Source organism: Cupriavidus sp. YR651 (genome assembly GCF_900101625.1).
Lineage (GTDB): Bacteria > Pseudomonadota > Gammaproteobacteria > Burkholderiales > Burkholderiaceae > Cupriavidus.
In genome coordinates this window covers 380,533-399,405 of record NZ_FMYZ01000003.1, presented here as the reverse complement: position 1 = coordinate 399,405, position 18,873 = coordinate 380,533, and the positions used below count along the sequence as shown (strand labels likewise).

Genomic DNA, 18,873 nt, shown 5'->3' with positions numbered 1-18,873 from the left:
CGTTCTACCCCTCAAAAACAGAGATTGCAAGGATCACCCGCACCATGTCCATCGCAAAGCAACGCCAGGCCGCCGTAGGAGACGCCATCGAATCCATTAGGGAAATCGTAGCCAAAGAGGGGGTCACGCGTGACGCCCTGGCCGAAGTCCTGACCCGCGTGGAAGACCTGGCGGCCCATGCCGACCTGTGGAACGCGGCGGATTACCCGCCGCCGGAGCCCGGCGAGCGCCAGGCCCGCTACCTGATTGCCGAGGACGCCGACCAGACCTACGCGCTGTATCTGAACGTCATGCGCCCCGGCAAGCGCATTCCGCCGCACAACCACACCACCTGGGCCTGCGTCGCGGGCGTGAGCGGGATCGAATTCAACGACGTCTACGCGCGCACCGACGATGGCAGCCAGCCCGGCGTGGGCACGCTGGCCCATGTGAAGACCGTGGAAGTGGGGCCGCGCAGCGGCATCGCGCTGCTGCCCGACGACATCCATGCCGTGGAAATCCGTGGCGAAGACGTCATCCGCCACCTCCATATGTACGGCCGGTCGCTGGAAACGCTGACCGATCGCCTGACCTTCGACCTGGAGACCGGGCGTTGCCAGGTCATGAGCGTGGGCGTGCAGACGCGACGCTGATCCTCGCCTGAACCGGGCGGCCCGCGCCGCCCTCCCCTGACAAGTCGATACCGCTTGCCTCCCCGCGTGGGGAGGACGGCCCCCTTTTGCCCGGAATTTCCATGACGATCCCTTCCTTCACCGCCGTCGACGCCGTCACGCTCAAAGGCTGGCTGCACGATGCCGACGAAATCGCACTGTTCGACGTCCGCGAGCATGGCCAGTACGGCGAAGGCCATCCGTTCTACGCCGTGCCGCTGCCGTTCAGCAGGCTGGAACTCGATGCCGGCCGCCTGGCACCGCGCACCGACGCACGCATCGTGCTGGCCGACGACGGCGACGGCGTGGCGCAGGCCGCCGCGGCCGCGCTGGCCCGCATGGGCTACGTGCGGCTGTTCGTGCTCGACGGCGGCATGCCCGCATGGCAGGCCGCCGGCTACACGCTGTTTGCCGGCGTCAACGTGCCATCGAAGACGTTTGGCGAACTGGCCGAACATCACTACAACACGCCGCGCATCTCCGCAGGCGAGCTGGCCGCGATGCAGGCCAGCCCGCGCGCACCGATCGTGCTGGATGGCCGGCCCGCGAGCGAATTCCGCAAGATGAACATCCCGGGCGCGATCTGCTGCCCGAACGGCGAACTGGCCTACCGCTTGCGCGACCTGGTGCCGGATGCCCACACGCCCGTCGTGATCAACTGCGCGGGCCGCACGCGCAGCATCATCGGCGCGCAGTCGCTGATCAATTTCGGCGTGACCAATCCCGTCTACGCGCTGGAAAACGGCACACAGGGCTGGTACCTGAACGACTTCCGGCTCGAGCACGGCGGCACCGCACGCTACCCGGACAACGCTTCGCCGCGCGGACTCGATGCCGCACGCGACGCCGCGCGGACGCTGATCCAGCGTTTCAAGGTGCCGCACATCGCCCCGGCGCAAGCCGCCGCATGGCTGGCCGACCGCACCCGCACCACGTTCCTGTGCGACGTCCGGACCGCGGAAGAGCATGCCGCGCAGACCCTGCCCGGCGCGCAACATGCGCCAGGCGGGCAACTGATGCAGGCCACGGACCAGTATGTGGGCGTTCGCCGCGCACGGATCGTGCTGTTCGACGCCGACGGCGTGCGCGCCCCCGTGGTCGCCAGCTGGCTGCGGCAGATGGGCCACGACGCCGTGGTGCTCGAAGGCGGGCTGCAGGCGGGCCTCTCCGCGGGCGTGACCGCAGTGCAAGGCCCCAATCCCGAAGTCACCGCCCCTGCCACCGTGACCACGGCGGAACTGGCCGCCGGCCTCCGGGACCGGTCGATGCTGGCGCTCGACCTGCGCGGCAGCATGGCGTTCCGCGCGGGCCATATCGCCGGCAGCCGCTGGTCGATCCGCCCGCAACTGGCGCGCGACCTGGCAGGCGTGCCGCACGACACCACGCTCGTGCTGGTCAGCGACAGCGATGCCGACGATCCGGCCGACCTTGCCGTCGCGGACCTGCGCGCGCTCGGCTTCCGCGACGTGCGCCGCCTGCACGGCGGGCTGGCGGCGTGGCAAGCCGAAGGCCACGCCGTGGCCGAAGGCGCCGACACGCTGGCCGACGCGCGTTGCATCGATTTCCTGTTCTTCGTGCACGACCGCCACGACGGCAACAAGGCGGCGGCACGGCAGTACCTGGCCTGGGAAACCAACCTGATCGACCAGCTCGACGCCCAGGAGCTGGCGACCTTCCACTTCCCGTCCGCCGCCTGAAATGCTTTTCCCCACTGACTGACTCTGCCCCCACACAAGAACGAGGTCGCCCCCATGTCACGCATGTCGCAGTATCTGGCCGCAGTGCTTTCCCTTGCCGCGCTCGGCGCGGTCCCCGCCGCCGTCGCACAACAACCGCTGGCACCGGTCGGCGGATTTCCGTCGCAACCGCTGCGCATCGTGTCGCCGTTTCCGGCCGGCGGCGGCAACGATGCCGTCACACGGATCGTGGCAACGCGCCTGTCGCAGGTGCTGGGCCAGAGCGCGGTGACGGACAACCGCGGCGGCGCCGGCGGCAATATCGGCACGCGCTTCGTGGCGGAGGCCAAGGCCGATGGCTACACAGTGCTGACGTCGCAGGTCTCGGTGATGGCGGTCAACCCGACGCTGTATCGCGCCCCGGGCTTCGATCCCGTCAAGCAGTTCGTGCCGGTCACGCAGATCAACGCCGCGCCGCTGGCCATCGTGGTCTCGGCCGAATCGCCGTTGAAGACCTTTGCCGACCTGGCGACGCAGGCCAAGGCGCAGCCGCAGAAGATCACCTACGCCACACCGGGCAACGGCACGCTGTCGCATCTGGTGGGTGTCGTGCTGGACAAGGACAGCAGCGTCTCGCTCCAGCACGTGCCGTACAAGGGCGCGGGGCCGGCCATCAACGACCTGCTCGGCGGGCAGGTGGATGTGCTGATCACGTCGACGTCCTCGGTGGCGGGCTTCATCCAGTCCGGCCGCATGCGTGCGCTGGCGGTCACGAGCCCGCGCCGGCTAGGGGTATTCAGCAAGGTGCCCACGCTGGAAGAACTCGGCTACCGTAATGCGCGCTTCGAGGACTGGTATGGCTTCTTCGTGCCGGCCGGCACCGCGCCGGAGCGCGTGGCCCTGCTGAACCGTGCGATGGTGCAGGTGCTGCAGATGCCCGACGTGGTGAAGCTGATCAATGAGGGCGGCAGCGATGTGGTGGCCAGCAGCCCCGATGCCTTCGCCGCGCAGCTGAAGCAGGACATCACGCGCTGGTCCCAGATCGTGAAGCTCTCAGGCGCGCACGTCGACTAGGACGCACTATCAAAATGATTCTGGCGTCGTTGCCGGGTTTTGCCACATTCGCTTGCCGTACCACTTGTATGGTGTCTGCGGCCGCGCCCTTGCAGGGCGCGCATGCGCCGGCAGGCGCATGCCGCTACGCAGGCGGATCGCGTGCGATCCGAAACCCCTGCTTCGCCCTAGCCAGAACCGCTGGCGCTTTATTTTGATAGCGCCTCCAACACCGAATAAGTACGGCACGATCCTTGCGACGACCCTCGCGACGATCACCCCGCCCCCAACAGGCCAGATATGACCCATTCGCTCCCCACCCGGCTGGCGCACGCCGGCCGCACCGCCAGCGTGCCCGGCGGCCAGCCGGTCAACCCGCCGGTGGTGCGTGCCAGCACCGTCCTGTTCGAATCCGTCGCACAACAACGCGAGATGCGCGCCCGCCGCGACAACGAGCGCCTGTTCACCTATGGCGCGCGCGGCAACCCCACCAACTTCGCACTGGAAGACATGGTGACGATGCTGGAGGGGGGCTACCGCACGCGGCTGTTTCCTTCGGGCCTGTCCGCGGCGGCGATGACGATTCTTGCCTACGTGCGCCCCGGCCAGCATGTGCTGCTGCCCGATTGCGTGTATGAGCCGGTGCGCAACCTGGCCAACGGCTTCCTGCGTCAGCACGGCATCACCGCGGACTTCTACGCGGCCGATGGCTCGGACCTCGCCGCGCGCCTGCGCCCCGAGACGCGCCTCGTCTATGTGGAAGCGCCGGGGTCCCTGGTCTACGAGATGTGCGACCTCCCCGCGCTTGCGGCACTGGCGCACGCGCATGGTGCGCTGGTGGCGGCGGATAACACGTGGGGATCGGGCCTGCTGTATCGCCCGCTCGAACTGGGCGCGGACATTTCGCTGATGGCCGCCACCAAGTACCTCGGCGGCCATTCGGACGTGATGATGGGCACGGTGTGCACCACGGAGGCCGCGTGGCAGGAGCTTGCCACGGTGGCCGACGCCTTCGGCATGACGGTGAGCCCGGACGATGCCTACCTCGTCCAGCGCGGCATCCGGTCGCTGGGCGCACGCCTCGCGCAGCATCAGGAGGGCGCCATGGCCGTCGCCACCTGGCTGCGCGAACGCCCGGAAGTGGCGCACGTGTTCTGCCCCGCGTTGCCCGACGATCCCCATCACGCGCTCTGGCGGCGCGATTGCCACGGCACCAATGGCCTGCTGTCGTTCACGCTGCGCGCGCAGGCACCGGTTGCCGCCGAACGCTTTGTCGACAGCCTCCGGCTGTTTGGCATCGGCGCCTCGTGGGGTGGCTTCGAAAGCCTGGCCGTGCTGGCCGACATGCGCCGCGCGCGCAGCGTCACCGACTGGTCCGCCCACGGTCAGGTCATCCGGCTCCATATCGGACTGGAAGGCGTTGCCGACCTGCTGGCCGACCTGGAGCAGGCATTCGCCGCCATCGACAACATCGCCTCGATACAACCGGAGCAGGATCATGCCCATCATCGGTGACTGGCTGAGCAGGAACGAGGGCCCGGCCCGCACGAGCGGGCAGTTGCCGGTGGGGTCGATGGCCTCCGGCATGGCGGTGACGCTGCCCTATGTCGCGGTGCGCGGTGCGCGGCCGGGCCGCACGCTGTGGCTCCACGGACAGGTGCATGGCGACGAGATCAACGGCATGGTGGCCGCGCTGCGCTTCGCGCGCGGCCTGAATCCGGAGACCATGCAGGGCAATGTGGTGGTCACGCCGACCGGCAACCCCCACGCGCTGGATGCGCGCCGCAAGCGCAATCCCTATGACGAACTGGATCTCGACCAGACCTATCCCGGCAATGCCGGCGGGCTGGTGTCGGAGCGGCTGGCCCACGCGCTGATGACCGAGATTCGCGGCGTGGCCGATGTGCTGATCAACCTGCACACGATGAACCCGCTGTTCGACGCTCGCCCGTACACGGTCTACAAGGTGCATCCCGGCAGCCGCGTGACGGAAGCCGAGGTAATGGCAGCCATGGCGCCCTTCCACCCCCATGTGGCCTGCCAGCAGGACGTGGGCGGCAAGGGCGAGCTGCCCGGCAACATCTCAGGCGCGCTCGACTACCAGTGCCTGGCATCCGGCATCTGCGCCTTCATGCTGGAGCTGGGCAGCGGCAGCCGCTACGAGCCGGACAACATCGCCGTGGCCGAGACCGGCTTTCATGGCCTGGCCGTGCAGATGGGGATTCTCGACGGCGACCCCGTCCGGCCCGCCGCGCGAACGCTGCGCCGCGTCACGCGGCGCGGCTGGATCACCGCCGACGAAGGCGGCCTGTTCGTGCCCGCCACGCGCGCCGGCGATCTGGTCCGCGCGGGCGCATCCATCGGCGACACGCTCAGGCTCGATGCATCGCTCACGCCCATCGCGCCGCTAGCGCGTGATGGCGTGCTGATCGGCTTGCGCAGCGACCCCGTCGTCCATACCGGCGAACGCCTGGCGTTCGTGGCGTGGGAGTGGGACACCGTCAGCGTGGATTGAACGATCAAACCCGTATTTACCAATGCTGTCTGCCGGAGTTCCCGCCATGTCTGCCCCGCGCCCCCTGCGCCCCTTGCTCTCCCGATTCCTGTTGACCACCTCGCTGGCGCTGTGCCTTGCAGCCCCGGCGCACGCGGCATGGCCCGATCCGACGAAGCCGATCCGCGTCGTCGTCGGCTTTCCGGCGGGCGGCGGCGCCGATGCGCTGGCACGCGCGATTGCCCCGGCGCTGTCGGAGCAACTCAAGACCAACGTCATCATCGACAACCGTCCCGGCGCGGGCGGCCTGATTGCCACGGACATGGTGGCCAAGTCCGCACCGGACGGCTACACGCTCTACGTGGCCACGCCGGGGTCGTTCACGATCTGGCCCAATCTGCGCAAGCTGCCGTATGACCCGCAGAAGGACTTCGCGCCGGTCAGCGTGCTGGTGACGATGCCGAACGTGCTGGTGACGGGCGCCAACGCACCGTACAAGGACCTGCCTGGCATGCTGGCCGCGGTTCGCAGCGCGGGCGGCAAGTTTGCCTACGCCTCCGGCGGCAACGGCACCATCGGCCAGATCGCCGCCGAGCAGTTCAAGATGATGACCGGCCTGCAGATGCAGCATGTGCCTTACAAGGGCACCACGCCGGCGTTGACGGACGTGATGGCCGGCATCGTGCCGGTCACGTTCTCCGATCCGTCGGCCAAACCGCTGATCGCTTCCGGCAAGCTGCGCGTGCTGGCCGTGACCACGGCCACGCGCTCGGCGCAGTTCCCGGACGTGCCGACTGTGGCGGAAGCCGGCGTGCCGGGTTACGACGTCACCAACTGGTACGGCCTGGTCGCGCCGGCCGGCACGCCCGCCGACGTCATCGCGCAACTCAACAAGGCGCTGGTCAAAGTCATGGCGGAACCCGAGATCCGCCAGCGCCTGGCGCAATCGGGCATGGATGCCACCTCGGACACCCCCACGCAGTTCGCCAAATTGATGGCGACAGAACGCGCCCGGTGGGGCGACCTGATCCGCAAGGCCGGCATCCAGGGCGACTGAACCGTGACGACCGTCCGCCGTTTTCCGCAGTTGGCGCACTGGGGCGCCTTCACCGCCGTCGTGGAAGACGGCCGGCTGGTCCGGTGCGAACCGTTCGCCGCCGATCCCAATCCCTCGCCGCTGCTCGATGCCATCGTGCCGACGGTGTATTCGCCGATGCGCATCCGCGCGCCGATGGTGCGCCGGGGGTGGCTGGACAAGCGCGAGGCTGCCGACGGGCACGCGCGAGGCCGCGACGATTTCGTCGAGGTCTCGTGGGACATGGCGCTCGACCTCGTGGCCGGCGAAATCCGGCGCGTGCGCGATGCCCACGGCCCCGCGGGCATCTTCGGCGGCTCCTACGGCTGGTCTTCCGCGGGACGCCTGCACCACGCGCGATCGCTCATCCGGCGCTTCCATTTCGGCGCGGGCGGCTGCGTCGATCAGGTCGGCAACTACAGCTGGGGCACTGCCCAGTTCCTGCTGCCGCATGTGATCGGCACCGACCGGCCGCTGACCGGCCGCGTCACCGCGTGGCCGAGCCTGATCGCCCATACCGAGGTGTTCCTCGCCTTTGGTGGCCTGGCGCTCAAGAACGGCCAGGTGTCGTCCGGCGGCGCGGCGGAACACACGCAGGAAGGCTGGCTGCGCCAGCTGGCGGCCAGCGGTGCGACGGTCATCAATATCAGTCCGACACGCGACGACTGCCCCGCCTTCCTGAACGCGCAGTGGGAGCCGATCCGGCCGAACACCGACGTCGCGCTGATGCTGGCGCTGGGCTACACATTGCGTCGCGCCAACGCGCACGACGCGGCATTCCTCGCCTCGCACTGCAGCGGCTGGCCGGCGCTCGAGGCGTACCTGCTCGGCACCGTCGACGGCACGCCGAAGACGCCCGCGTGGGCGGCGGAAATCACCGGCATTCCGGCGGCGCGCATCGAGCAGCTTGCCGCGCTGCTGGCCGGCAAGCGCAGCTACATCACCTGCAGCTTCGCCGTGCAGCGTGCGCACCGGGGCGAACAGCCGTACTGGATGGCCATTGCGCTGGCGGCCATGCTCGGCCAGATCGGCCTGCCTGGTGGAGGATTCGGCTTCGGCCACGGCTCCATGAACGGCGTCGGCAACCCGCGCGTCGCCACGCCGGGGCCGGAGATGCCGGTGGGGCGCAATCCGGCCGGGCTCGATATCCCGGCGGCCCGCATCGCGGACATGCTGCTGAACCCCGGCACGCCCTATCGCTTCCGAGGCGAGACGCGCCACTATCCCGATGTGAAACTAGTGCACTGGGCCGGCGGCAATCCGTTCCACCATCACCAGCAGCTGTCGCGTCTGCGCGAGGCCTGGGCGCGGCCGCAAACCGTGATCGTGCAGGACATCTGCTGGACCGCCACCGCCCGCCACGCGGATATCGTGCTGCCCGTGACGACCGCGCTGGAACGCAACGACATCGGCGGTTCCTCGCGCGACCGCTTTATCCTGGCCATGCATCAGGCGATTGCGCCACTGCATCAGGCACGCAGTGACTTCGAGATCTTCACCGCGCTGGCCGCGCGGCTGGGCGATGAAGCGACGTTCACCGAAGGCCGCGACGAACGCGCATGGATCGCCGCGATCTACGCGCGCTGCCGCGATGCGCAGGCGCAAGCCGGCATCGAATTGCCATCGTTCGACGCGTTCTGGCGCGCGGGCCACGTGGCGCTGCCGCCGCCCGACGAGGACTTCGTGCTGTTCGACGATTTTCGTGCCGATCCGGTGGCACATCCGCTGCGCACGCCGAGCGGCCGCATCGAACTGGCAAGTCCCACGCTGGGCGCGCTGTCCGAGGACTGCGGCACGCATCCGCACTGGCGGCCGCCCGTCGAATGGCTCGGCGCGGCAGAAGCCGCACGCCATCCGCTGCACCTGGTCTCGGTGCAGCCTGCCGACCGGCTGCACAGCCAGCTCGACCCCGCCCCGCTGGCGCAAGCCGGCAAGGTCGCCGGCACCGAGCGGATTACGCTCCATCCGGCCGACGCGGCCGCGCGTGGCCTGCACGCCGGCATGCGGGTGCGCGTCCATAACGGCCGGGGGGCCCTTGCGGCCGGACTGGCCATCAGCGATGGCATCGCGCGCGGCGTGGCGGTCATGGCCACCGGCGCGTGGTACGACCCCGATGCCGACGGCGTCGACCGCGCGGGCGCGGCCAACACGCTGACGCTCGATATCGGCACGTCGGACCTGACGCAGGGCCCCAATGCCATGAGCTGCCTCGTCGAGGTGTCACGCGAGCCATGACGCCGGAGGCGGCCGCCAACTGACCGTCACTGGCTGACCGTCATTCGCGCCGGCTGTCCGTCGCTGGCGATGCCGATCTGTCGATTCGGCCCATGCCCCTGGCATGGGCGTCCGTTGGGGCGTATACCTCACACCAATGCGCCATCCCGGCCGCAGACACTACGCCAACGAGATTGCCGACAGATGAGGTCATCCATGCCCTGGGAATCGATGCATCCCCCCGTCCCGCCCACCGACGACAACGCCATGGCCTACTGGCGCGCGCGCCGCATGATGCGTGCGCTGCGGCGCTGGTACATCCATCTGCTGATCTACGCGGTGGTCAACGGCTGGCTGTGGTTCCGGTATTTCTACCTGCCCGCGCCAGCCTGGTCCCACCGCATGATCGAAGGCTGGCCGTGGCCGATGCACACGACGCTTCTCTGGGGGCTCATACTCGGCGTGCACGGCCTGCTGGTCTGGGCCAGGCTGTCCCGCTGGGGACGCGACTGGGAATCGAGGAAAATCCAGGAATTCATGAACCGCCAGTAAGAGGCCGTTTCTGGCTACATCTGGCGGAATCGATGTACGTACGCGCGCGACACTGGCAGTTCGGTCTCGCTGTCCCGCAGCCGCACGAACAGGCGGCCGGTGTCGTCGCGCCGCGTGCCCGCCACGTATTCCATGTTGACGATGGTCGAGCGGTGGACCTGCCAGAAGATCTCCGGGTCCAGCCCGTCCACCAGCTCCGCCAGCGGCGTGCGGATCAGATGCTCGCCGTCGCGGGAATGGACCACCACGTACTTGTCGTCGCTCTGGAAATACAGCACGTCCTGGATCGGCACATGGCTCGTGGTATTGCCACGGCTTGCGCGCACCCAGCGCAGCGGCGTCGCGCCCTCCGGCCTGGCCTGGCCGCGCGTCAGCTGGCTCAACAGGCGTGCCAGCTCCGGCGGCGGTGCCGATTCCTGCATGGCCTTGCGCAGCCGCTCCACCGACCGGGCGAGCCGCTCGTCGTTCACGGGCTTGACCAGATAGTCCACCGCCTCGCGTTCGAAGGCATCCAGCGCGTACTGGTCATAGGCCGTGACGAACACCACGCGGGTATCGGCCTCGATGCCCTGCGCCACTTCCAGTCCGGACAGGCCGGGCATCTTGATGTCGAGGAACGCGACGTCGGGTGCCAGCCGGGCGATGGCTTCGGCGGCTTCCAGGCCATTCGTGGCCTCGGCGACGATCCGCAGCTCGGGCCACAGGCGCGCCAGCTTGGTCCGCAAGTGCGCGCGCAGATGTTCTTCGTCGTCGGCGATCAGGGCGGTGGGCGTCATGCCGGGGCTCCGGGGCGGAATGAACGTGGCAGGGGAATTTCGATCAGCACGGCGGTGCCTGGCGATCTCTCCTCGATCCGCACATGGGCATCGCCGTCGTACAGCACGGCCAGCCGGTCACGCAGGTTGGACAGCCCCACCCCGGCACCGGCCGTGGGCCGGAAGCCCATGCCGTCGTCTTCGATCGTGACCAGCATGCGCGGGCCGCGATGCTCCAGCTTCACCATCAGCCGGCCGCCTTCGACCTTCGGCTCCAGCCCGTGCTTGATGGCGTTTTCCACCACCGGCTGCAGCAGCATCGGCGCCAGCGGGGCATCGTTCAGCGTCGGATCGACCTCGATGGTGTAGCGGAGCCGGTCGCCCATGCGGATCTCGATCAGCGCCAGGTAGTCGCGCAGCAGCGTGGCCTCCTGCGCGACGGTGCCCTGCGTGGCGCGGCTGGCTGCCAGCGTGGCGCGCAGGTAGGCGATGAAGTGCTCCAGCATCAGCGTGGCCTTGCGCGGCGCCGGCTCGATCAGGCTGACCACGTTGGCCAGCGTGTTGAACAGGAAGTGCGGTTCGATCTGGGCCTGCAGCAGGCGCATCTGCGCTTCCACGAGCTGCTTTTCCGTGGACAGCGTACGCACCTGGTCGCGGGCCATGTACTCGGCGATCTTGCGCTCCTCCCAGCGGCGCCCGAGCAGGCCGACGCGGCTCCAGACCAGGATGCCGTGGGCGGCCAGCCCCACGCCCCAGCCGGCCAGCGGCGCGCTGGACCACGGGCGGTGCGGCGACGTCAGCAGGTTGATGGTGATCAGGATGGCATTGACCGCCACATAGAGCATGGCGTGCATGTAAAAACCACGCAGCGCGCGCACGCGGCGGCGCGCATCGTCGTAGGCGCGCTGGTCGGCGGCGGTCCGCCACAAGCGGGCGTCCGGGGGATGCCGGGCGTCCCGCGAATCGTGTGAATCCTGCGAGTCCTGCGAATAAGAGGAACTGGAGGAGGAACGGAAGCGGGGCACGGGGCGCGATCGGGGCTGGAGACGCTGCGAGATTACCACCGGGCCCCGCGCGCGGGGGCGACCCTGCGCCGGATCGACAGCCGCCCGGCGCCAGTGGCATGCCGGCGCCGCGGATGCGCCCCGCCCCTCGGCGCTCTCTGCCCCCTCAGCCCTTTCAGCCTCCGAAGCGGCGCGGGTCGTACGGCGTCGGGTCGACGTAAGGGGCCTCGCCGTCGAACAACTCGCCCAGCAGCCGCGCCGTCGCCGGGCCAAGCGTGAGGCCCTGGTGGCCGTGGCCGAAGTGGAACCACAGGTTGGCATGGCGCGGCGCCCGCCCCACCACCGGCCGCATGTCGGCCACGCAGGGGCGCGCACCCATCCAGGGCGTGGGTTCGACCGGCGCCCCAAGGCGGACGAGTTCGCCTGCCAGCCGTTCCGCGCGGACGGACTGGACCGGCGTCGGCGGCGCGTCGTGATGCGCGAACTCGGCCCCCGTGGTCAGGCGCAGGCCCTGCTGCATGGGCGCCAGCAGAACCCCGTTCTCCGCATCGAGCAACGGCATCGTCGGCATCGCCTCGGCCGCATAGTGTCGGTGGTAGCCGCGCTTGACGAACAATGGCAGCCGGTAGCCCAGCGGCCGGGTCAGCGCCGGCGCCCACGGCCCGAGCGCGATCACGGCCTGCGCGGCCTCCACGGGGCCGTCAGCGGTCGACACACGCCAGCCGGCGCCCGACGCCTGCAGCGTGGTGGCATCGCCACGGCAGAGGGTGCCGCCCGCCTGCTCGAACAGCGCGGCATAGCGGCGCACCAGCTCGCCCGGGTGCGTCACCGTCCAGGGGTCGCGCCAGTGGATCGCACCGGCCAGCCCGCCGCGCAGCGCAGGCTCCGCGGCCGCCAGGCCCGCACTGTCGAGCAGCACGCAGTCGAGTTCATGGTCGCTGGCCACCGCGGTGGCGGCCCGCCCCGCGCGCTCGAAGGCCGCGCCGCCCCGGTACGCCTCCAGCCAGCCCGTCTTGCGCACGAGGTCCTGCGCCCCGGCCATCACGATCAGCCGTTCGTGCTCGGCAATGCAATGGCGGATCAGCGCGCTGTAGGCGGTCACCGTGTCGGCATATCGCCCGGGCGCGGACGCGTGCCAGTAGCGCGCCAGCGCCGGCGCCAGGGCCGGCAGCGCGCGCAGGTGATAGTGGACATCGTTGCCTTGCCGCGCCACCACGCGCAGGATCGCCTGCCAGGCGCGCGGGAACGCATAGGGCTGCACGGCTTCGCGCTGGATGATGCCGGCATTGCCGTACGAGGTCTCGCACCCGGGTGCCTGCCGATCCACCAGGCACACCGCATGGCCGCGCTGCTGCAACGCCAGCGCGGTGCTGACGCCGACGATGCCGGCCCCGAGGACGATGACATCGGCGGAAGGCTGGGTATGGGACGAGGATGGGTGGCTCATACGGTCGGTCGGAGAGTGGATGGCGGCGAGTCAGACGGCAACGCTTCGATTCTGCCGTGGGCAGCGCGCGGGGGAAACATGCATCGCGTGCAATGAATCGAACCAACGATTGCGGATACGGCAATCATGCTCATGCGCGGCGGCTGACGCTGGTGATGGCGTGCGTCAGTTGCTCGACGAACGCGCGGGCCGCCTCGGGCAGGTTGCGCTTGGCGAGCGTCTGGATCTCGATATAGCGCTCGTTCATCTCCCGGTCGCGCAGCGGTATGGCGGCGATTGTCCCGGCCAGCAGCCGGCTGCGCACCGACAGCTCGCCGTAAAACGTGATGACTCCGGCGCCCGCCGCCGCGAAGGAAACCAGCGAGTCCAGGTAGTTGCTCGAAAACACGGTCTGGTAGCGCAGGCCCTGCCGGCTGCAGCTGGTATCCAGCAACTGCCGCAGCGAACTGTCCGCCGGCGCCAGCGCCAGCGGATAGGCCGTGACCTGCGACAGCGAAATCTGGCGCTGCCCGGCCAGCGGGTGGTCCGGCGCCATGATGGCGAGCACCGGCGCGGGATGGCGCAGCTCCACCTCGATGTTCGGCTCCGGCAACCCGGCGAGCGTCACGCCGATATCCGCCTCCCCATCCCGGATGCGGCGCGCGATATCGCCTTGCGGGCAGACGTCCAGGTCAAAGCGGATGCCTTCGTGCGCGCCCCGGAATCCGGCCGCCAGCGACGGCAGGAACTCATGTGCCAGCCCCGCCACACTGGCCACGCGGACCCGCCCGGCACGCAGACCGCGCAGCGCCTGGATTTCGCCCGTCACACGCTCGATGTCCTGCTGCGTGCGCTTGGCGTAGGCCGCCAGCAACTCGCCTGCCGCATTGGGGACCAGCCCGCGTGCGCGCCGGTCGAACAGCAGGGTGTTGAGCTCCCCCTCCAGCCTGGCCACCTGCCGGCTGACCGCCGACGGCGCCACATTCAGCTTGACCGCTGCGTCTTTGACGGACCCGGTGCGCACGACTTCCAGGAAGTAGCGGACGGCGGTCTCCTGCAGGATGCGGTAGGACATGGGAACTCCGGGGGCGGGGCGAAAGTGTGTGAGCGCAGGGCGCATGTGCGCGGGGGGCGGCGTCATGCAGGCCAAGTCTACCGCCGATTGCCAATATGGCAATCCAATATTCGAAAGATTGCTCCCAACGCATTCATCCCAGCGCATAGCATGGTTATCAGGACACGCCGATACCCGTCGATACCGTGTCGCACCCCTCGACTGCCGGAGCCCGTTCATGCATGTCCCAGCCCCCCGCGCCACGTTTCGCGCCCCGATTGCCACCCTGGCCTGCTGCATCGCCATCGGATGCGGGTGGGCAAGTGCCCCGGCAGCCGCGCAGGGCGGCTATCCCACCAAGCCGATCCAGCTGGTGATTCCGTTCCCGCCGGGCGGATCGACCGATGTGATCGGGCGCCTGGTCGGGCAAAAGATGAGCGAGCGGCTCGGCCAGACCGTCGTGGTGGATAACCGGCCCGGCGCCGGCACCATCGTCGGCGCGAGTTTCGTCGCCAAGGCGGCCCCGGACGGCTACACGCTGCTGGCCACCTCGGGCACCACGTTCACGGTAAATCCCGCCGTCTATCCGCATCTGCCTTACGACCCCGCGAAGAACTTCGAGCCGATCGGCCAGATCGGCTCGACCAGCCTGGTCCTGCTGGCAAACCGCGACGTACCCGTCAACAACCTCAAGGAATTCGTGGCGGCGGCCAAGGCGGCACCCGGCAAGTATTCGTACGCGTCCTTCGGCACCGGCACCACCGCGCATTTCGCCGGCGAGGCGCTGCAAACCCTGACCGGCACCAAGCTGCTGCACGTGCCTTACAAGGGCAGCGCACCGGCGATGACCGACCTTATCGGCGGACAGGTGCCATTCAGCGTGGACACCGTGACGGCCGCCATCCCGCAGTTGAAGTCCGGCAAGATCAAGGCGATCGCCGTCACCACGGCAAAACGGTCCGCCTTGCTGCCGGACGTGCCCACCGTGGCGGAGTCCGGCTATCCGGGCATGGACGCCGGCACCTGGCTGGCAATCGTCGCGCCCAAGGGGCTGCCGCCTGAGGTGAAGGCCAAACTGGAAAAGACCCTGGCCGAGGTCGTCGCGGATCCGGCCATGCGCCAGAAGCTGGCCGAGGCGGGCTTCGATGCGGCCTTCGCCAACGGCGCCCAGGTAACCGCCACCATCGCGAAGGAAGCGCCGCAGATGCGCGCCATCGCGCGCAACGCCAACATCAAGCTGGACTGATCCAGGAGACACCGTTTCATGCCTTTGCAAGACAGCCTGACCCAGACCTCCGCCGTGGAACTGCGGCGCCTGATTGGCAGCAAGGAAATCTCGCCCGTGGCGCTGCTGGAAGCCTGCATCGCCCGCATCGAAGCCTATAACCCGACGATCAACGCCATCACCGCCACCTGTTTCGACCGGGCGCGCGAGGAAGCCCGCGCGGCCGAGCGCGCCGTCATGCGCGGCGAACCGCTTGGCCTGCTGCACGGGCTGCCGCTGGGGGTCAAGGACCTGGAGGCCACGGCGGGCCTGCTGACCACGTACGGGTCTCCGCTCTATCGCAACAACGTACCCGCCGAGGACAACGTGCTGGTCGCGCGCCTGCGGGCCGCCGGCGCCATCGTCGCTGCCAAGACCAACGTGCCCGAGATGGGCGCCGGCGCCAATTCCCGCAACACGGTGTGGGGCGCCACCGGCAATCCGTTCAACCCCAACCTCAATGCGGGCGGCTCTTCGGGCGGGTCCGCCGCAGCGCTGGCCGCGGATTTCCTGCCGGTCTGCACGGGTTCCGATACGGGCGGATCGCTGCGCATCCCCGCCGCGAAATGCGGCGTGGTGGGCTTCCGGCCTTCACCGGGGCTGGTCCCCAGCTCGCGCAAGCTGCTGGGATGGACGCCGATCTCCGTGGTCGGCCCGATGGGCCGCACGGTGGCCGATGCCTGCCTGCAGCTGGCCGCGTCCGCCGGCATGTCCGTATCCGACCCTCTGAGCTTCGAGAGCGATCCGGCCGCATTCCTCGTCCCCGCGCCGGTCGACCTGTCGACGCTGCGCGTTGCCTGGACCGAGGATTTCGGCAGCTGCGCCGTGGATGACGACATCCGCCGCGTCTTCCGCGCAAAGATCGCCGCCATGAAGTCCATGTTCCGTCGCTGCGACGAGATCGATGTGGAGCTGGGCGACGTGCACCGCTGCTTCGATGTGCTGCGCGCCGAGAGCTTCGTCGCCGGGCTGCAGGACGCCTATCAGCGCGATCCGGCGAGCCTGGGGCCCAATACGCGCGCCAACTACGAGATGGGCGCGAAGATGTCGCTGGTGGACAGTGCCTGGGCACAGGCCGAGCAGACCCGCATCCTGCAGCGATTCCAGCAGGCTTACCGCGACTACGACGTGATCCTGTCACCGACCACGCCGATATCGCCGTTCCCGTGGACGAACCTGTATGCGGAGACCATCAACGGCGAGCAGCAGGAGAACTACTACCGCTGGCTGGCGCTCACGTATGTCGTCACGCTGACCACGCATCCGTCCATCTCCCTGCCTTGCGGCACGGACCATGCGGGCATGCCGTTCGGCCTGCAGGTCACAGGACGATTCCGTGCCGACCGGGAAACGCTCGGCGTGGCCCATGCGATGGAACGCGCGTTCGCGGCGTCGCCCGCGCTGCGGCGCCCGGTGCCGGATCTGGCCGCATTGCGCCCCGCCGAACCCGCGTTGCGCTCGATCGTCACGGCGCCACCGGGCATTGACGGCACAGGCGCCGCATCGCAGGCGGTGTCAGCGGTTTGAGAGGCACTATAAAAATGATTCTGGCGTCGTTGCGGGGTTAGCCACATTCGCTTGCCGTACCACTTGTATGGTGTCTGCGGCCGCGCCCTTGCAGGGCGCGCATGCGCCGGTAGGCGCATGCCGCTGCGCAGGCGGATCGCGTGCGATCCTAAACCCCTGCTCCGCCCTAGCCAGAACCGCTGTCGCTTCATTTTGATAGCGCCTCTAAGTCCAGGGTGAACTTGTAGCCTTCGTAGAAGCGATGACCGTGGCGCGGAGGGCGTAGTCAGGCCACGGGCATCAGCGCCGCCTTCGACAGCACACGGACGGGCACCGGGTCAGTGCGGCCCCGCAGGCGCGCATCAAGCTGCGGCAGGCCTGCGGCTGAAACACCGGCATGCTGGAAGACGTCTTCTGAAACGATCGCCTCGCAAGCGATCTCCTTTGTCAACTGCTCAAGTCTCGAGGCCACGTTCAACGGATCACCAATCGCCGTGAACGTGACGTGCTCGCGGAAGCCAATCTCACCCATTACCGCGCGGCCGCAATGCAATCCGATGCCAAACCGGATTTTCGATTGCAGCTGCTGCTTGAGCGCGGCGTTGAGTGCCTCGATATTGGCGGCCACCAGCGGCACCGCGCTGAGCGCCTGACGACAAGCGACGGACGGCGGGCTGCTCAGACCAAAGATCGCGAGCACTGCGTCCCCCAGAAACTGGTTTGGCAAACCGCCCGCCTGGACTACCGCCGCGCAGACCGAATTCAGGAAGCGACTGACCACGAACAGGCTGTCGAACGGCAATTGTGCCGCCGCAAATTTTGTGGAATCCCGCATATCCACGAACATGAACGCCGCAAATCGCTCTTGCGGCATGACGTCCCGTTGGCGCCGTTGCAGGAAAGCCGCGGATGCTGCCGGCGGCACCAGTGGCCATATGGAGAGATCATGAGTCGGCCGCAACTGGCAGGCGAGCCGCACCGTTTGCGAGTCGGCGCGCAGTCGCTCCAGAACGCGCCGCTCCGCCTCGGCCGGTGCGGGCAGCGGTACGTCGCTGAGCACGCGCACCCGGCACAACGTGCATCGGGCGCGGCCACCGCAGGTGCTGGCATGGGGAACGCCGGCCATGCGACTGGCCTCGAGCACCGAAAATCCGAGGGGCGCGAGAATCTTTCGCCCATCTGGATATAGAACGCAGATCCGCCCGACCCGGCGCTCCCGCACCATGCGCACCAACCGCGCTGCGAGCACCAGCAGCAGCGCACCCCCATCGAAGAGCAGAAAGTCGTTGCGTAGCGTGGCGAGCCAGAGATTTTGCTGATCTGTGCCAATGATCGTCGGCCGGGTCGCCGCGGCACGCCAGACGGGATCCTGCGCGAGCGCGATCACTTCCCGTCCGCCCTGCAAGAAACCTAGCAGCGCGAGCACCGGGAGCAGCACGGCGACGCTCAGTAGCACGCTCCGCCACGCACCAAACCACGGTTTCAATCGCAACCAGAACCAGATGCCGTAGCACCCGTGCAGCCAGGCAACCACCAACAGCGTCAGTTGAACACGGCCGAAGAACGGTGAAGCGATCCAGAACGAATACAGCAACTGCGCGTAGCCCTTGTCCAGGCCGAATTCAGCAAAAGCGACCCGCGTATTCGCAATATGGTTGGCGAGCAGCGGCGGTATGCACAAGCCGAGGACGAGTTGCGCCACCTCGCCCGGCGTCCAATGCAACGAGCGCCGTTCGTACAGCGCCCAAAGACCCAGGAAGAAGTGCGTCACCAGCGCACTGTATAGAACGGCCGTTCCGAGCCATCCCTGCCAGATGAACTTCTGCACAAGCAGATCGCGCTCCAGCCATGCGAGCGAGATATTCCCCAGCGAGTGATTCAGGAGGTGCGTGCCTACGTAGGTGAACAGCACCAGTCCGGTGGTCAGCCGGATCGATCGCACACCCGCAGGCCGCAACCTTTGAAGATAGGGAAAGAGTGCCATGCTCTACTCTCCACGCTCCCGGCGTACCCGCACTTGCCCACCGGGCGCTTGCATGCCGAGCGACCTTCTGCAATGCACGTAGCGACTTGCGCGCCCACCAGCGTGAGGACGCAGCCGAATTCGTATCTTACTGGCTCCCGTAGCGCGGGCCGGGTATGCGCTGACT

15 protein-coding genes are annotated in these 18,873 nt (G+C 68.5%); 10 read left to right on the top strand and 5 right to left on the bottom strand.

Features of this window, described 5'->3' with window-relative positions:
• Nucleotides 1–44 precede the first annotated feature (44 nt).
• The 8 genes from BLR29_RS11505 to BLR29_RS11470 all read left to right on the top strand — a co-directional run bounded on the left by BLR29_RS11505 (nt 45) and on the right by BLR29_RS11470 (nt 9,714).
• The gene (locus BLR29_RS11505) at nt 45–632 is read left to right on the top strand and encodes a cysteine dioxygenase family protein (RefSeq protein WP_092137094.1); all 588 of its coding nucleotides are present in this window, start codon (nt 45–47) and stop codon (nt 630–632) included.
• 101 nt (nt 633–733) lie between these two features.
• On the top strand, nt 734–2,347 hold the full coding sequence (locus tag BLR29_RS11500; protein WP_092137093.1) for a rhodanese-like domain-containing protein: 1,614 nt from the start codon (nt 734–736) through the stop codon (nt 2,345–2,347).
• Nucleotides 2,348–2,401: 54 nt separating this feature from the next.
• Nucleotides 2,402–3,400, top strand: coding sequence for a Bug family tripartite tricarboxylate transporter substrate binding protein (locus BLR29_RS11495; protein WP_092137092.1), 999 nt, complete (start codon nt 2,402–2,404; stop codon nt 3,398–3,400).
• Between the two features lie 279 nt (nt 3,401–3,679).
• The gene (gene metC / locus BLR29_RS11490) at nt 3,680–4,894 is read left to right on the top strand and encodes a cystathionine beta-lyase (protein WP_092137091.1); all 1,215 of its coding nucleotides are present in this window, start codon (nt 3,680–3,682) and stop codon (nt 4,892–4,894) included.
• Nucleotides 4,878–5,894, top strand: a complete 1,017-nt coding sequence (locus BLR29_RS11485) for a M14 family metallopeptidase (protein ID WP_092137090.1) — start codon at nt 4,878–4,880, stop codon at nt 5,892–5,894. The genes metC and BLR29_RS11485 overlap by 17 nt, the downstream gene beginning before the upstream one ends.
• Before the next feature lie 46 nt (nt 5,895–5,940).
• Nucleotides 5,941–6,930, top strand: coding sequence for a Bug family tripartite tricarboxylate transporter substrate binding protein (locus tag BLR29_RS11480; RefSeq protein ID WP_092137089.1), 990 nt, complete (start codon nt 5,941–5,943; stop codon nt 6,928–6,930).
• Nucleotides 6,931–6,933: 3 nt separating this feature from the next.
• On the top strand, nt 6,934–9,183 hold the full coding sequence (locus tag BLR29_RS11475) for a molybdopterin-dependent oxidoreductase (RefSeq protein WP_092137088.1): 2,250 nt from the start codon (nt 6,934–6,936) through the stop codon (nt 9,181–9,183).
• 195 nt (nt 9,184–9,378) lie between these two features.
• On the top strand, nt 9,379–9,714 hold the full coding sequence (locus BLR29_RS11470) for a 2TM domain-containing protein (RefSeq protein ID WP_092137087.1): 336 nt from the start codon (nt 9,379–9,381) through the stop codon (nt 9,712–9,714).
• 14 nt (nt 9,715–9,728) lie between these two features.
• Here the strand turns inward: BLR29_RS11470 and BLR29_RS11465 are convergent, their stop codons facing one another.
• The 4 genes from BLR29_RS11465 to BLR29_RS11450 all read right to left on the bottom strand — a co-directional run bounded on the left by BLR29_RS11465 (nt 9,729) and on the right by BLR29_RS11450 (nt 13,974).
• Nucleotides 9,729–10,490, bottom strand: coding sequence for a LytR/AlgR family response regulator transcription factor (locus BLR29_RS11465; RefSeq protein WP_092137086.1), 762 nt, complete (start codon nt 10,488–10,490; stop codon nt 9,729–9,731).
• On the bottom strand, nt 10,487–11,398 hold the full coding sequence (locus tag BLR29_RS11460) for a sensor histidine kinase (protein ID WP_255371188.1): 912 nt from the start codon (nt 11,396–11,398) through the stop codon (nt 10,487–10,489). The genes BLR29_RS11465 and BLR29_RS11460 overlap by 4 nt, the downstream gene beginning before the upstream one ends.
• A gap of 250 nt (nt 11,399–11,648) precedes the next feature.
• Nucleotides 11,649–12,920 carry an NAD(P)/FAD-dependent oxidoreductase gene (locus BLR29_RS11455; RefSeq protein ID WP_092137085.1) on the bottom strand — a complete coding sequence of 424 codons (1,272 nt, stop codon included), beginning with the start codon at nt 12,918–12,920 and terminating at the stop codon, nt 11,649–11,651.
• A gap of 130 nt (nt 12,921–13,050) precedes the next feature.
• Nucleotides 13,051–13,974: a LysR family transcriptional regulator gene (locus BLR29_RS11450; RefSeq protein ID WP_092137084.1), complete on the bottom strand. Its 924-nt coding sequence runs from the start codon at nt 13,972–13,974 to the stop codon at nt 13,051–13,053.
• 217 nt (nt 13,975–14,191) lie between these two features.
• Between BLR29_RS11450 and BLR29_RS11445 the strand changes: the two genes are divergently transcribed.
• Complete coding sequence (locus tag BLR29_RS11445) at nt 14,192–15,199, top strand: Bug family tripartite tricarboxylate transporter substrate binding protein (protein WP_092137083.1); 1,008 nt, start codon at nt 14,192–14,194, stop codon at nt 15,197–15,199.
• 18 nt (nt 15,200–15,217) lie between these two features.
• The gene (locus BLR29_RS11440) at nt 15,218–16,744 is read left to right on the top strand and encodes an amidase (RefSeq protein WP_092137082.1); all 1,527 of its coding nucleotides are present in this window, start codon (nt 15,218–15,220) and stop codon (nt 16,742–16,744) included.
• Nucleotides 16,745–17,009: 265 nt separating this feature from the next.
• On the opposite strand, the gene BLR29_RS11435 is transcribed toward BLR29_RS11440, so the two are convergent.
• Nucleotides 17,010–18,707, bottom strand: coding sequence for an adenylate/guanylate cyclase domain-containing protein (locus BLR29_RS11435; protein WP_255371187.1), 1,698 nt, complete (start codon nt 18,705–18,707; stop codon nt 17,010–17,012).
• Between the last annotated feature and the right edge of the window lie 166 nt (nt 18,708–18,873).

Bases quoted from the DNA above. Each gene is read 5' to 3' on its own strand.
- BLR29_RS11505 (WP_092137094.1), top strand. From the start codon at position 45: ATGTCCATCGCAAAGCAACGCCAGGCCGCCGTAGGAGACGCCATCGAA.
- BLR29_RS11500 (WP_092137093.1), top strand. From the start codon at position 734: ATGACGATCCCTTCCTTCACCGCCGTCGACGCCGTCACGCTCAAAGGC.
- BLR29_RS11495 (WP_092137092.1), top strand. From the start codon at position 2,402: ATGTCACGCATGTCGCAGTATCTGGCCGCAGTGCTTTCCCTTGCCGCG.
- metC (WP_092137091.1), top strand. From the start codon at position 3,680: ATGACCCATTCGCTCCCCACCCGGCTGGCGCACGCCGGCCGCACCGCC.
- BLR29_RS11485 (WP_092137090.1), top strand. From the start codon at position 4,878: ATGCCCATCATCGGTGACTGGCTGAGCAGGAACGAGGGCCCGGCCCGC.
- BLR29_RS11480 (WP_092137089.1), top strand. From the start codon at position 5,941: ATGTCTGCCCCGCGCCCCCTGCGCCCCTTGCTCTCCCGATTCCTGTTG.
- BLR29_RS11470 (WP_092137087.1), top strand. From the start codon at position 9,379: ATGCCCTGGGAATCGATGCATCCCCCCGTCCCGCCCACCGACGACAAC.
- BLR29_RS11465 (WP_092137086.1), bottom strand. From the start codon at position 10,490: ATGACGCCCACCGCCCTGATCGCCGACGACGAAGAACATCTGCGCGCG.
- BLR29_RS11455 (WP_092137085.1), bottom strand. From the start codon at position 12,920: ATGAGCCACCCATCCTCGTCCCATACCCAGCCTTCCGCCGATGTCATC.
- BLR29_RS11450 (WP_092137084.1), bottom strand. From the start codon at position 13,974: ATGTCCTACCGCATCCTGCAGGAGACCGCCGTCCGCTACTTCCTGGAA.
- BLR29_RS11445 (WP_092137083.1), top strand. From the start codon at position 14,192: ATGCATGTCCCAGCCCCCCGCGCCACGTTTCGCGCCCCGATTGCCACC.
- BLR29_RS11440 (WP_092137082.1), top strand. From the start codon at position 15,218: ATGCCTTTGCAAGACAGCCTGACCCAGACCTCCGCCGTGGAACTGCGG.
- BLR29_RS11435 (WP_255371187.1), bottom strand. From the start codon at position 18,707: ATGGCACTCTTTCCCTATCTTCAAAGGTTGCGGCCTGCGGGTGTGCGA.